Source organism: Arthrobacter sp. zg-Y844, assembly GCF_024385465.1.
Lineage (GTDB): Bacteria > Actinomycetota > Actinomycetes > Actinomycetales > Micrococcaceae > Arthrobacter_B.
In genome coordinates, this window is sequence record NZ_JANFLS010000001.1 from 881,605 (window position 1) to 895,548 (window position 13,944).

Below are 13,944 nucleotides of genomic sequence, written 5' to 3' on the forward strand. Positions count from 1 at the left end.
GGAGCTCGTTTCAGCGTGGGGAAACCGACCGGTCCAGCACATCATGCGGGCGCACCGCCGCGGCCGTGGCACGCCGATGTCCGGCCGGCCCCGCCAGCACCAGGGTGGCAAGAACCATCGCCGCACCCAGGCACTGGCCGGGACTGAGCGATTGCCCGGCGAGCAGCCAGCCTGCGGCCGCCGCAACCACCGGGCTAAGCAGCCCCAGCAGTGCCGTGCTTGAGGCGGGCAGCCGGTGCAGGCCGCGGAACCAGAGGCAGTAGGCCAGCGCCGTGCCGATCACGCCGAGGTAGGCGTACCCCGCCAGGTTGACGCCGGTCAGTGCGGGCGGCGGACCCTCCACCAGCAGGGCCACCGGCAGCAGGAACAACCCGCCGGCGACCAGCTGCCAGGATGTGGCCGCCAGCAGCGTGTCCGGGGTGCCCCACTTTTTGGTCAGGACCACCCCGGCCGCCATGGCCACCGCTCCTCCGAGCGCGGCGGCCACTCCCAGCGCATCCAGCCGCGCCTGCGCCTGCAGCACCAGCAGCCCGACGCCGGCCAGCCCGGCCACGCCTGCCGCTAACTTCCGTCCGGTGAGGCGTTCACCGATCCACCGCGAGGCAAACAGCGCCACCAGCAGCGGCTGCACCGCACCAACAGTGGCAGCGACGCCGCCGGGCAGCCGGTACGCGGCCACAAACAACAGCGCGAAGAACAGTCCGATGTTCAGCACCCCCAATACTGCCGAGCGCCACCACCAGCTGCCGCGGGGCAACCGCCGGACCAGCAGGAGCAGCAGCAGGCCCGCGGGCAGCGAGCGCAGGAGGGCGGCCAGCAGCGGCCGGTCCGGCGGCAGCAGCTCGGCGGCCACGATGTAGGTGGTGCCCCAGACGATCGGCGCCAGGGCCGTCGTCATAGTCAGAAGTCCAGTTTTGCTAAGCACTTAGCCAATATAGCTAAGTGCTTAGTTAATTGCTAGGGTGCTTCCATGAGCGATCACGTGGACATGGTTCTCCGGCAGTGGGCAGCGGAACGGCCGGACTTGGACGTCTCCCCCATGGCCGTGGTCGGCCGGCTGTCCCGGGTGGCCCGCCGGTTCGATGAACAGCTTGCTGCAACCTTCGCCAAGCACGGCCTGGATGCGGCCTCCTTCGACGTGCTGGCCACGCTGCGCCGTTCCGGTCCGCCCTACACGCTCAGCCCCAAGGACCTCTCCGCAGGGTCCATGGTCACCTCCAGCGCCATAGCGCAGCGGTTGAACCGACTGGAGGCGCAGGGATACGTCCTGCGCTCCCCCAGTTCCGCGGACCGGCGCGGCAAGCAGGTGACCCTGACCGACGCCGGCCGGACCGCCGTCGACGCCGCCCTTCCGGACCATGTGGCCACCGAACACCGGCTGTTGAACGCCCTGGGCGACGGCGAGCGGGAGGCGCTGGCAGCACTGCTGGCCAAGCTGGACAGCTGACGGTTCCCTTCCGCTTGCGGGTCGGCTGCTGCAGGCCCTTCCACATTCACGACTTCCCTGCTGGCATGGCCGTCGGACCCGGAAAATCCTGCGGCCTGTACGGATCCCTGCGGTTTGTCCGGATCCCTGCGGCGCGCGACGCAGGGATTGCCACAAAAGCGCAGGGATTGCCACAAACCGCAGGAAATCGGCCCGGATCCCATAGCCCAGGCAGCACTGAAACAACCGTGACTTAACCGTTATATTCATTTCTTCCCTATATTCAGTTTTTCTGACTATCGTTCAGGGCATGAGCAAGCATGAGATGCGCGAGCCGACCTTCCTGGTCCTCTCGGCCCTGGCTGACGGACCCAAGCACGGCTACGCCCTGATCGCGGAGACGAAGGACCTCTCCGGCGGCCGGGTGAAGCTGCAGCCCGGCACCCTCTACGGGGTGCTGGACCGGCTGCGGGAAGACGGATTGGTGGAGATTTCCGGCGAGGACGTGGTGGACGGCCGAGCCCGCCGCTACTACCGGATTACCGACGGCGGCGCCGCCACCCTCGCCAAGGAAGCGGACCGCCTGGCAGCCAACGCCCGGCAGGCCATGTCGAAGCTGCGACTGCGCGCAGCGCAGGCCGGAGCATGAACGGCGGAGCCTCCAAACTGGAGGCCACCTACACCCGGGCGCTGGGAGCCTACCCGCGCCGCTGGCGCCGGGAGCAGGGCGAGGAACTGATCGGCGTACTGCTCTACGTCGCCCGTTCCGAGCACCGCACCAAGGCCACCCCGGCCGAACTGCTCAACCTCGTAGGCAACGGCCTGGCTACCCGCGGCCTGGAACTGCTTGGCAGCGTGGGCCGGCGGCGACGCAACGGCATCGCCTTCACCGCCACCGTGCTGGCCACCTACCTTGCGCTCACCCTGACACTGCTGGGCGAATGGGGTCCGTGGGTCCGGCCGGGCACGCTGCGCTGGCGGCCCACGGGCGAGGGGTTCGGTGAGGCGTTCCTGGCCGCGGGACCGTTCACGACGGCGGCCGCGGCGGTTTACCTGGCACTGCTCGCCGGATTCGTTGCTGCGCTGGCCGGTCGGCACTCCCTGCGCCGGACACTGCATCTCAGCGCGGCAGTGGCAGCTCCGCTGATTCCCCTCTCCGGCGCCGTTGCGGGAATCCTCGCACCGCCGCTTACTCCCATGCTCGTGCTCAGCGGCCTGGCGCTGCTGGCCCTCATCGGCAATCCCGCGGCCAGTGCTTCCCGCCGCGTCCTGCTGGGGACCGTCACGGCCGGTGTCTCGTTGGCGGGTCTATGGCTGGCCGTCAGCCGGTTGTCCGGCGGCGCTGCCCTGTTCTTCTACGACGCGGCGAGCGTGCTTGCCGTTGATGCCCGGTCCCTGACGCTGGCAGCGGCGGCGCTGATGCTGGCCGTCGGAATGGTCCTGGTCAGCGGAAGCCGGATGATCCCCTGGACTGTTGGCCTGGCCGTGGCATCGATGCCGTTGCTGGTACGGCTCTGGTCCGGAGGTTCCCTCGAAACCTGGCTTGCCGCCTCGGGCTTACCCGGCCCAGTTACCGCCCACTGGGAATGGGCGTTCCTCGGATTGGCCTTGGCCACGGCAGCACTGACCGCCGCGGACCGGCAGATCCGGTCCCGGCGGCTCCGAACCGCCTAACCCGCGTCCTCAGCTTCCCTGCACCACCCGCCCCAGCAGCACTGCCTGTTCCACCTGATTACTGCTGTCGTTCTACGGACATGCTCCCGATGAGCTGGTCCGGCACCGCACCCTGGATCCAGTCTCGAAAGGCACACCATGAACCGCAACCGACTCTCCCCCGCTGCGCCTGCACCGGCCTCCGACCCCGCCGCACCGGTCCGGCGTCGTCGTTATCTTGCCGGCCTCGGGGTCATCGCCCTCGGAGCCGCCGCTCTCGCCGGCTGTGCCGCCGATTCCGGCCTGGCACCGGTTTCGGAGTCCTCGGCCGACCCGTTCGAAATCTATTTGGCCGAAGATATGGACGCCATCCACCTTGCCCAGGACACCCTCCGCTTCCAGTGCTACGCGGACAACGGCTATCCCGAATACGAGGCGTTCATCCCGGAGGAACCGGCAGTGCAGTGGCGCGCCGATCTGCTGGACCAGCTCACCGTTGATGACGCGTTCTTCGAAAGCGTGCAGGACGCTACGGCCAGCGGGCTCCGCGGTGAACAGTTCGGCCCGTCACCGGCCAAGGTCTTTGTGCATGACGACGCCTTCGAGGCAGTATCCGAAGCCTGCAACACAAAAGCCTGGGCTGCACTGGGAGACGACGCCGAGCAGAGCCTGATCGACTACAACCGGCTCAGCAGCAAACTGGCCGGCGGCCTGGCCGACCGGACGTTTGAGGCCCTGGCCCCCCTCCAGCAGGAAGTGGTCCAGTGCCTGGTCGACGCCGGGGTGCCGGTGACGCCGGCGTCCGGCGAGCTGTACGGCTTCACATCGGACGTCGAGCTCGGTACGGCGGTGGAATACCCCGAACGCAGCGGCCCGAAGCAGGCCTCCGGGGTGGAGATCATTCCCGCCGACGTTGAAATCACGTATACACCCACTCCCTCCGAAGCGGCCCTGGCCGTGAAGTACTACAACTGCTCCGTGGAAACGGGCGTGCGGGATGAATTCGACGCCCTGATCCTTGAGACCAAGAAAGAGGTTGTCGCCGAGCACGCAGCCGAGCTGGAGAAGGCCAACCCCCGGATCGCCGAGCTTGCCGCCGCCGCGCGGGAGCTCACGGTCCGCTAACCCGACCCAGCTATGCCGGTGTCCGCCGTCACGGCGGGCACCGGTTAGACTCTGGCTGAGAAGACGCGGCGGGTCCCCGCAGCTGCACTCCGGCGGCGTCGCCGGACGGGTTCTGCCGGGACAACAGTCGACGTCCCGGAAGACATTCGGGAGCCCGTCTCCGTTTCAGAGTTGGAAGAAGTAGAAATGCCCGGTTACATCCCCACGCCGCCGCCGATCCGCGTTCCGGGTCCGGTCCCGTTCGCCGGAGCGGGCCAGGCGACGACGGCGGCCCTACCCCTTATCCCCGACCTCCGCGACACGCGCCCCGCCGTCCGGGGAGGGCAGGCCGGCCCGCGCGCCCTGGAGGCGCACCGGGTGAGCGTCATCCGGGACGATCCGGGCAAAGGGGATGTCCGGGCCCTGCTCGCAGAGAACCGCGACCTGCTGTATCCCGCGGGAACGGTAGCCGCCGGCCTGACTCCTCCGTCCCTGCGGGACCCCTCCGTCACTTTCTGGACGGTCCGCGAGGACGGCACCCTGCTGGGCTGCGGCGCGTTGAAGGAACTTCCTCCCCTGTTCGGAGGCGCAGCAGGTGAATACGGCGAAATCACCTCGATGCGCACGGTCGAGTCCGCCCGTGGACGGGGCGTTGCCCAGATGCTCCTGCAGCAGATCATCACGAACGCCCGCGCCCGCGGCTACATCGCGTTGCTGCTGGAAACCGGAACCCAGGAGTTCTTTGCCTCGTCCAGGCGGCTGTATCAGCGTTCGGGTTTCACCCCGTGCCCGCCGTTCGGCAGCTACCGCGCCGACCCCAACAGCACCTTCATGTGCCTGGACCTGCGGGCCGCCGCGACGGGACCGGCGGAAGCCGCCGCCGTCCCGGATGCCTCCCCGGAGGGCAAGGTCTATGCCAAGCCCGGGACCCTGACCGAAATTCTTGCAGCACAGCGAGCCCTGGCGGCGGCCCCGATCCCGAACCCGAGACGCCGCTGATCAGCACGCGCGAAACATCCGAAGAATAAGGAGTACGACGACGCCGGGCGCTGTGTGGGCGCATCGTCACGGCCGGACCAGCCTGCCAACTCAAAGCCGCCGGAACTCCGCCGTCTAAACTGGCAGGCATGGCAATATCAACGGCGGACCCGGCGTCCCGCACCCGCACCCGGATCCTCTGGCTCGCGCTCGGCCTTCCGGTTGCGCTGCTCCTGGTGGTCCTCGGCGCCCAGATCCACGGCCTGGATTTCACCGTGTACCGCGAAGGAGCCCGGGCGTTCCTCGGCCTGGGCGAGCATCGCCTGTATGACCCGAGCCTGGTCGAAACGGACACCCGCGGCCTGCCGTTCACGTATCCGCCCTTCGCCGCCCTGCTGCTGACACCGTTCGCGGTCCTGCCCGAGGCCGTGGGGCTGGTCCTGCTCACCGCGACGTCGTGCGCCTGCCTGGTGCTGACCGCCTTCCTGGTCGCCCGCTACCTCACGGAAAACAAGGTGCTGCCGCCGCGGCTGCACACCGCCCTGGGCGGCAGCACAGGCGTTGCCGTCCTCGCCACCCTGCTGATCGGCGTGCTCGGCCCGTGGCGCGAGGGCCTGGGCTTCGGCCAGATCAACCCGATGCTGATGCTCCTGATCGTCGCGGACCTGCTCCGGCCGCCGTCGTCAAAGCTTCCGCGCGGCATCCTCATCGGCCTGGCCGCGGGCATCAAGCTCACCCCGCTGGCGTTCGGGCTGATCTTCCTGGTCCGGAAGGACTGGCGGGCCATCCTCACCATGGGCCTCACTTTCGCCGCCACCATTGCCGTCGGCTGGCTGGCGTCCCCGGAGCAGTCCCGCGTGTTCTGGCTCGACTCGCTCTTCGATTCCGACCGTGTCGGGGACACCACGGACATGTACAACGTGTCGCTGAACTCGCTGCTCACGCATCTGGGCACACCCGAGGCGCTGCAGCGTCCGCTCTGGCTGCTGGCCTCGGCCGCCGTCGTCGTGCTGGGCTTCTTCGCCATCCGCCGCTCGGACGCCCGCGGTGACACGGTGGCGGCGATCAGTGCGAACGCCGTGGTGATGCTCGCGATCTCGCCGATTTCCTGGTTCCACCACTGGGTCTGGATTGCGCTGGTGCTGCCGGCGCTGTGGGTGGCGGTGCGACGACGGCGGGCCGGGGTCCGCGGCGCGGGCATCGCCCTGCTGGTGGTGATGGTGCCGGTGTTTATGCTGTCCTCGATCACCGTCACCATGATGCTGACCGGCGTCGTGAGCGGCCAGGGCCCGGCGGCGCTGGAGCTGTTCACGGGCCTGGGCGTGGTGCTGCCGGTCGCGGCACTGGCGTTCTGGGCCACCGCGCCGGTGCCGGCGCGTGACCATTCGTTGCATGGATACCTGCCATAGGAAAAGACTGCTTCCACAACTACGTGATGGCGATCACAGTTAGGTTCTGAAAAGCTCAGCACCTAGCGAATGTGAGAATGCCCGTGGAACGACTCCTCTCCCATCTGGCACATCTGGAGATCACCAGCCCCGACGTCGAGGCCTCCACCCGGTTCTATGTCGAGAACTTCGGCATGCGCCTGGTTGATTCCCTTGACGGCGTTTCCTATCTGCGCTGCTGGGGCGACCATTACCGGTACAGCCTGGTGGTACGGCCGGGGGAAGAACCGTCCCTGGCGAACATGGCCTGGCGCACGGCGTCCGCTGAGGCACTCGAGGCGGCGGCGGCAAATGTGGAAGCCGCCGGGGTGCAGGGCGAATGGATTCCGGGCGGGCACGCGCACGGCAAGGCCTATCAGTTCACCGGCCCCTACGGGCACCCGATGAAACTGTTCTACGAGGTGGAGCCGTACGTAGCGGAACCCGGCTGGACATCCATCTACCCGGACCGGCCCGAACGCCGGAGCAGCCACGCCGCGGCACCGCGATTCCTGGACCATGTGACCGTGGCCAGCAGCGACGTCACCGGGTTCGCCGACTGGTACAGCGCCGCCCTGGGCTTCCGGATCATGGCTTTCACCACCTTGGACGAAGCACCGATCACGGTCTTCTCCGTGCTTACCACCAATGAAAAATCGCACGATCTGGGGGTGGTCATGGACACCTCGGGCCGGGCCGGACGCGTCAACCACATCGCGTTCTGGGTGGACACCCATGAGGACCTGCTGCGCGCCGCGGACGTGTTGATGGAAAACGGCACCCCGATGGAATACGGACCCTCCATCCACGGCATCGGTGAGCAGAACTTCCTGTACTTCCGGGAGCCGAGCGCTCTGCGGGTGGAACTGAACTCGGGCGGCTACCGCAACTACGTCCCCGACTGGGAGCCGCGCACCTGGACACCCTCTCAGGGATCAAACAATTTCTACCGCAACGGGGCCATGCCGCATTCGCTGACCGAATCCTTCCCGTTGGCGGACGGGTTCACCGCCACGGAGGAAGGCGCCTCGGAGGAAATGAAACAAGCGCTGCTCAACCCCTACGCCAAGCACGGCAGGGGCTGAATCGATGACCTACTCGCTGATCACGTTTCGGGACCCGGGCACCGGCGAGCCCCGGGCCGGACTGGAAACCGGCGGCCGCGTCCTGCCGCTGACGGACGCGAACCTGGACCTGCCCGGAAACAGGGTCACCCTGGAAGCGGTGGTCGAACACTGGGACAAAGCCGAGGGCCAGTTGGACCGGCTCGCGGAAGAGTCCGCCGGTGCTGCCGCCGGCTGGCTCGACTACGCGGACCTCACGGTGCTCGCGCCGCTGCGGCCGCAGCAGGTCCTGCAGGCCGGGGCCAATTACCGCCAGCACGTCATTGACCTGGCAGTGGCGCACCGCGACGGTGAAGGCACGGACGAGGAGATCCGGGAACGGACCGCCGCCACGATGGACCGGCGGGCCGCCGAGGGTACCCCGTACTTTTTCATCGGCCTCCCGACGGCGATGGCCTCCGCCACCGAGGACCTGGTGCTCCCCGGCTACAGCCAGGCCCATGACTGGGAGCTGGAACTCGCCGCCGTCGTCGGCAAGCGGGCCTTCCGCGTGAGCCCCGAAGATGCCCTGGAGTACGTCTTCGGCTACACGATGGTCAACGACATCACGACCCGTGACCTCGTCTTCCGCAAGGACATGCCGGCCATCGGCAGTGACTGGTACCGGTCCAAGAACGCCCCGGGTTTCCTGCCGACGGGACCGCTGGTGCTGCCGGCAAAGTTCGTGGCCGATCCGCAGGACCTCATGGTGACGCTGCGGCTCAACGGCGAAACCATGCAGGCAGAATCGACCGCCGACATGATCTTCACCGTGGCCCAGCTGGTTTCGCATGCCTCCCAGCAGATGCCGCTGCTGCCCGGGGACCTGATCCTGACCGGCAGCCCCGCCGGCAACGGGGCCCACTGGGGACGGATGCTCCGCGACGGCGACGTTATGGAAGGCACGATTACCGGGTTGGGAACGCAGCTCGTGCGCTGCAGGGATGAGGTGGCACCGTGACCGGAATCAATGCCGAAGACCAGGAGATGATCCGCCGCGACGACGCGCTGGGAAGCATCGAGGCGATGGCTGCTGCGCACAACAACTGGGGGCGCTGGGGGCCGGATGACGTCCTGGGCACCCTGAACTTCATCGATGAGGCCAAGCGGGTGGAGGCAGCCCGGCTGGTCCGCACCGGCCAGACGTTCTCCCTGTCCCAGCCGTTCAATACCGACGGTCCGCAGAAGGGCTGGCGCCGCCGGATCAACCCCGTCCACACCATGACCGACACCGGCACGGAAGCGGAGTTCGGCAACCAGGGCTTTCCGCACGGCATCGGAGGCGCCGACGACTTCATCGCGATGCCGCTGCAGTGCTCCACGCAGTGGGACGGGCTCGGCCACATTTTCGACCGGGGAAAGGCCTGGAACGGCCGGCGGGCGGGTGCGGTGGTGACCAGCGAAGGCGACCAGCTCACCGGAATCCAGACCGCGGCGGCCCGGATCGTCACCCGGGGCGTGCTGCTCGACGTCGGCCGGGCACTGGGACCCGGCGCGGGCAGCGGCGACGGGGAGCTGCCGGACGGATTCGCCATCACCGCCGAGCATATCGAGGCCACCATCGAGCAGCAGGGGCCCAGCTCGGAGATCCGGCGCGGTGACATCGTGGTGCTGCGCACCGGCCAATACGCCCGGACCCTGAGGCAGGGGTGGGGGGACTACGCAGGCGGGCCGGCGCCGGGACTGTCCTTCAGCATGGCGCCCTGGCTGCACCGCAGCGAGATCGCCGGAATCGCCACCGACACGTGGGGGTTCGAGGTCCGGCCGAACGAATTCGACACCGCGTTCCAGCCGCTGCACCAGATCGCCATCCCCAACCTGGGCCTCTATCTGGGCGAAATGTGGGATCCGGAGCAGCTTGCCGCGTCCTGCGCGGCGGACGGCCAATATGACTTTCTGCTGACGGCGGCCCCGCTGCCCATCACCGGCGCCGTCGGCTCGCCGGTCAATCCCATCGCCGTGAAATAAGCCGATACATAATCCGCCGGAATGAAAACAAAGGAGTTTGCATCATGGCAGCTGTGAACAGGGTAGGCATTGTCGGGTCGGGCGCAGCCGGATTAACGGCGGCGATTCTGCTGGCCGACGCCGGCGTGGACGTGGAAGTCCTGGAGAAGGAAGCGGCCCCGTCCCCGCTCGGCTCCGGCATCACCCTGCAGGGCAACGCCCTGCGGATCTTCCGGCACCTCGGCATCTGGGACGAAATTGCCGCCAAGGGCTTCGCCTTCAGCGAGCTCGGCTTCCGCGCACCGGATCCGGCAGGAACCGTGCTGTCCGTGGTTGACGACGTCCGGACCGGCGGGCCGGACCTGCCCGCCACCCTGGGCATGTACCGGCCGGACCTTACCGACGCGCTCCGGCGCCGCGCCGCCGATGCCGGAGTACGGATCAGCTACGGCAGGCGGCTCAAGGGGGTGGAACAGGACACGGGTTCAGTCACCGTCATTACCGACGACGGCGACCGCCTTCCCTATGACCTGCTGATCGGCGCCGACGGACTGCACTCGGCGGTGCGGGCCGCGATCGGGATCACCACCGAACCGGAGCCCACCGGAATGGGAATCTGGCGGGCGTTCGTGGACCGGCCGGCCGATGTGGTCCGCACCGATCTGACCTACGGCGGGCCCTGCTACATTGCCGGGTACTGCCCCACCGGCCAGGACAGCATGTACGCCTATCTGGTCGAGGACGCCCAGGAGCGCAGGGTGGAGGACGGACCGGAGATCATGGCCGGACTCGCGGCAGCCTACGGCGGGCCGTGGACGGAGATCCGGGCCGGCCTGGACCACAGTGCGCGGATCAACTACACCCGGTTCACTGCGCACTTGGTGGACGGACCCTGGAACCGCGGCAGGGCCGTGATTATCGGCGATGCCGCCCACAGCTGCCCGCCCACCATCGCCCAGGGGGCAGCCATGGCCGTGGAAGACGGAGCCGTCCTGGCGGATCTGCTGACCAGCCGGGAAACGCTGGATGACTCCCTCTGGACGGCCTTCACGCAGCGACGGCTGGAACGGGCCCGCACCGTCATCCGCGGATCGGTGCAGCTGGGACAGTGGATGCTCGAAGGACGGATGCGGGACGCCGACGTCCCGGGCGTGATCGCCACCGTAGCGGCAACCGTGAGCCAGCCCGCATGACCGGAAAAGAGTCCCTGCCCGCGGTGGTGGACGTCCATGCCCACGTGGTCCTGCCGGCGCTGCAGGAGTATGTGGCGGCCTGCGCTCCGGCGGAGTTTGCTGCCGCGCAGGAACTCGATGCCCGCCGGCAGGGACCCGAATCGGTGAAAATCTCCGGCGCCATGATCCGGGAACGCTGGCCGCGGCTGGTGGACCTGTCCCGGCGGCTCGCGGACATGGATGCCGCGGGAGTCGACGTGCAGCTGGTCTCTCCCTCGCCGTCGCACTATTACTATTTCGCCGGCCTGGAGCTCGGCGGGGAAATCGCCCGCCGCGCCAACACCGCGGTCATGGAGCTGGTGGCGTCCGCCCCCGGCCGGCTTGCGGGGCTGGGACTTGTTCCGTTGCAGCACCCGGAGGCCATGGTCGCGGCCCTGGAGCATGCGGTGCTGGACTGCGGCCTGCTGGGGGTGGAAATCGGGTCCTACGCCCCCGGATTCGGGCGTCTCCCCGGGCAGGAACCGAACGCCGGGACCGTGGAACTGTCCGACGCCCGCCTGGAGCCTTTCTGGGCCCGGGCCGAAGAACTCGGAGCGCTCGTTTTCCTGCACCCTTTCGGCTGCTCGCTGGATGAGCGGCTGGACCGGTTCTACCTGGCGAATACCGTCTCGCAGCCGGCGGAGAACGCCGTCGCCCTTTCCCACCTGATCTTCGCCGGGGTGCTGGACCGCTACCCGGAGCTGCGGATCATCGCGGCGCACGGCGGCGGCTACCTGCCCAGCACGCTCGGCCGGTCCGACCATGCCTGGCGGGTCAGGCCGGACGCACGCGTGTGCGCTGCCCCGCCGTCGTCGTACATCAGCCGCCTGTGGTTCGACTCGCTCACCCACAGTCCTGCTGAACTGCGCGCACTGGCCGGGGCCGCCGGGGCGGACCGGATCCTGCTGGGCTCCGACTACCCGTTCGACATGGGCTCGGAAGACCCCGTAGGGGACGTCCGGGCCGCCGGTCTTTCCCTCGGGGAGGAACAGGCACTCCTCGCCGGCAATGCCGCAGCGCTCGGGATCCGGGCCGGCCGTGCCGAGGCCGGCGCCAGTAGTGCCGCACCCAGGGAAGGAATTGAAATCGATGGTTAAGCTCGCACGCTGGAACGACGGCGGTGAGGTCCGCTCCGGCTTCATCCATGAGGACCGGGCCTACGGGCTTCCCGGAGGACAGACTGCCAACGACCTGCTCGAGGCCGGGTTGGACGAGACCCTGGCAACCGCGGAACGGGTCATCGGAGCCGCCTCGTCCGCGCCGCTGTCCGCCGTGGTGCTGCTGGCTCCGCTGGTGCCGGCCACCCTGCGCGACTTCGTTGCCTTCGAGGAACACGTGGAGGGGATGCGGATCAGCATCGACGGCGCGCCCGGCGTTATGGAGGAGTGGTACCAGGCCCCCACGTTCTACTTCAGCAATCCGCACACCATCCGGGCCACGGGTGAGGAGATTCCCATCCCGGCCGGCTGCAGCCAACTGGATTTCGAGACGGAGGTCGCCGCCGTCATCGGGCGGGTTCCCGGCAGCAGCGGCAGCAACCTCAGCGCAGCGCAGGCGCAGCAGCACATCTTCGGTTACACCGTCTTTAACGACTGGTCCGCCCGGGACCTGCAGCGCCGGGAGATGAAGGTCAGCCTGGGTCCGTGCAAGGGAAAGGACTTCGCCGGCACCCTGGGTCCGTGGATTGTCACTGCCGACGAATTCGCTCACCGGTACGACTCCGACGGTTTCCTGGCCCTGCAGATGAGCGTGGACGTTAACGGGTCTCGGGTCGGAGAGGATCTGCTGTCCAATATGGGCTGGCCGTTTGCCGAGCTGGTTGCCTACGCGTCGCAGGATTCCCGGGTGCTTCCGGGCGACGTGCTGGGGTCCGGCACCTGCGGCAGCGGCTGTCTTGCCGAACTGTGGGGACGCCTCGGTGATCAGGCTCCGCCTCCCCTGCAGACGGGGGACAGCGTCAGCATGACGGTGGAGGGCATCGGCACCATCACGAACACCGTGGGACCCCGTCGTGAAGCATCCACCCTGGTGCGTGCCCGGCCCCGGCAGCGCCTGCCGCGCAGTTACGACGGCGCCGCGGCGGCGCGGGGCTGAACGTCAGGGCCGCGGCGGCGCGGGGCTGAACGTCAGGGCTGCGGTGGACCGCCGACCTCCGCCAGGCGGGTCACGACGGTGCTCTCCGGGTGCCGCTGGGCGCAGGCGCGCTGGACCACGGAACGGAGCCACAGGCTCGCCGGGTCTTCGGCTCGGCTGGGGTGCCAGAACATGGCCTCCACCAGCACAGGTTCCGTTTCCGCGGGAAATTCGATGATCGAAATCCCTGCTCCCCGCTGCGATTTGAGGGCGAGCATTTTCGGAACCACCGCCACCAGGTCCGTCCCTTCGACGAGCAGCGGGAGGGCAAGCAACCCGGATACCTGCGCAGCGACCCGGCGTTGAATTCCCAGCGTTTCCCAGAAGAGGTCCGCAGGGGTTTTGATCGATGCGCCGAAGTTGCCCACCGCGTGCGGGAGCCGGCCCAGGTCCTCCGCACGGAGGGGGTCCGCCTGCAGGATGGGGTTCCCGGAATCGACCACCGCCACAAAGCTGTCCCGGAAGACCGCCTTTTTCTCCCCGGGCAGGGAGTACCCGGTGGGTCCGACCATCAGGTCGCAGCGGGTGAAATCGGCCTGATGCAGGGGCATCGCATCCCCCGAGACAACGTTCACGCTGACACCGGGTGCCTCGACCTGCAGGATGCCGCGCAGCGGTTCCAGAATCACCGTTGCTGCGTAGTCCGACGCTGCGATGGTGAACTCGCGGTCGCTGGTGAAGGGATCGAACCTGCTCCGGATGCCGGTGACCCGGTCCAGGCCCTGCAGCGCTTCGTCCACCAGCGGGACCAGATCCTGCGCCAGCGGGGTCAGCTCGAAGTGCCTGCCGGAACGGACGAGCAGCTCGTCGTCGAAATAGCGGCGCAGCCGGGAAAGGGCGGCACTTGCAGCCGGTTGACTCAGCTGCAGGTGTTCCGCCGTCCTCGAGACGTTGCGCAGCCGGAGCAGGGCCTGAAGCGTCGGCAGGAGGTTCAGATCGATGGACTTCATGCGGGACAGCAT

At 68.3% G+C, this 13,944-nt stretch carries 14 protein-coding genes; 12 read left to right on the forward strand and 2 right to left on the reverse strand.

What is annotated here, in order from left to right:
- Positions 1-10: 10 nt before the first annotated feature.
- Positions 11-925: an EamA family transporter gene (locus NNX35_RS04155; RefSeq protein WP_255867052.1), complete on the reverse strand. Its 915-nt coding sequence runs from the start codon at positions 923-925 to the stop codon at positions 11-13.
- Between the two features lie 45 nt (positions 926-970).
- On the opposite strand from NNX35_RS04155, the gene NNX35_RS04160 reads away from it, so the two are divergent.
- From NNX35_RS04160 to NNX35_RS04215, 12 genes are all read left to right on the forward strand, one after another.
- Entirely contained in the window at positions 971-1,447 is a 477-nt protein-coding gene (locus NNX35_RS04160) for a MarR family winged helix-turn-helix transcriptional regulator (RefSeq protein WP_255862389.1), read from the forward strand.
- 289 nt (positions 1,448-1,736) lie between these two features.
- Positions 1,737-2,075 carry a PadR family transcriptional regulator gene (locus NNX35_RS04165; RefSeq protein WP_227919600.1) on the forward strand — a complete coding sequence of 113 codons (339 nt, stop codon included), beginning with the start codon at positions 1,737-1,739 and terminating at the stop codon, positions 2,073-2,075.
- Positions 2,072-3,100, forward strand: coding sequence for a hypothetical protein (locus NNX35_RS04170; RefSeq protein WP_255867053.1), 1,029 nt, complete (start codon positions 2,072-2,074; stop codon positions 3,098-3,100). Before NNX35_RS04165 ends, NNX35_RS04170 begins: the two co-directional genes overlap by 4 nt.
- A gap of 138 nt (positions 3,101-3,238) precedes the next feature.
- Positions 3,239-4,204, forward strand: coding sequence for a hypothetical protein (locus tag NNX35_RS04175; RefSeq protein ID WP_255867055.1), 966 nt, complete (start codon positions 3,239-3,241; stop codon positions 4,202-4,204).
- 186 nt (positions 4,205-4,390) lie between these two features.
- Positions 4,391-5,182: a GNAT family N-acetyltransferase gene (locus tag NNX35_RS16150; RefSeq protein WP_370646947.1), complete on the forward strand. Its 792-nt coding sequence runs from the start codon at positions 4,391-4,393 to the stop codon at positions 5,180-5,182.
- A gap of 128 nt (positions 5,183-5,310) precedes the next feature.
- Positions 5,311-6,570, forward strand: a complete 1,260-nt coding sequence (locus NNX35_RS04185; protein ID WP_255765260.1) for a glycosyltransferase 87 family protein — start codon at positions 5,311-5,313, stop codon at positions 6,568-6,570.
- Positions 6,571-6,653: 83 nt separating this feature from the next.
- Positions 6,654-7,673 carry a VOC family protein gene (locus NNX35_RS04190; RefSeq protein ID WP_255765726.1) on the forward strand — a complete coding sequence of 340 codons (1,020 nt, stop codon included), beginning with the start codon at positions 6,654-6,656 and terminating at the stop codon, positions 7,671-7,673.
- Between the two features lie 4 nt (positions 7,674-7,677).
- A complete protein-coding gene (locus NNX35_RS04195) occupies positions 7,678-8,652 on the forward strand; it encodes a fumarylacetoacetate hydrolase family protein (protein WP_255765261.1) in 975 nt (324 codons plus the stop codon).
- Positions 8,653-8,678: 26 nt separating this feature from the next.
- A complete protein-coding gene (locus NNX35_RS04200; RefSeq protein ID WP_255765728.1) occupies positions 8,679-9,659 on the forward strand; it encodes a cyclase family protein in 981 nt (326 codons plus the stop codon).
- A gap of 44 nt (positions 9,660-9,703) precedes the next feature.
- Positions 9,704-10,831, forward strand: a complete 1,128-nt coding sequence (locus NNX35_RS04205) for an FAD-dependent monooxygenase (protein ID WP_255765262.1) — start codon at positions 9,704-9,706, stop codon at positions 10,829-10,831.
- On the forward strand, positions 10,828-11,946 hold the full coding sequence (locus NNX35_RS04210; RefSeq protein ID WP_255867056.1) for an amidohydrolase family protein: 1,119 nt from the start codon (positions 10,828-10,830) through the stop codon (positions 11,944-11,946). Before NNX35_RS04205 ends, NNX35_RS04210 begins: the two co-directional genes overlap by 4 nt.
- A complete protein-coding gene (locus NNX35_RS04215; protein ID WP_255867057.1) occupies positions 11,939-12,943 on the forward strand; it encodes a fumarylacetoacetate hydrolase family protein in 1,005 nt (334 codons plus the stop codon). The genes NNX35_RS04210 and NNX35_RS04215 overlap by 8 nt, the downstream gene beginning before the upstream one ends.
- A 32-nt stretch (positions 12,944-12,975) precedes the next feature.
- Here NNX35_RS04215 and NNX35_RS04220 read toward each other — a convergent pair whose 3' ends face one another.
- Entirely contained in the window at positions 12,976-13,932 is a 957-nt protein-coding gene (locus tag NNX35_RS04220; RefSeq protein WP_255867058.1) for a LysR family transcriptional regulator, read from the reverse strand.
- Positions 13,933-13,944 lie beyond the last annotated feature (12 nt).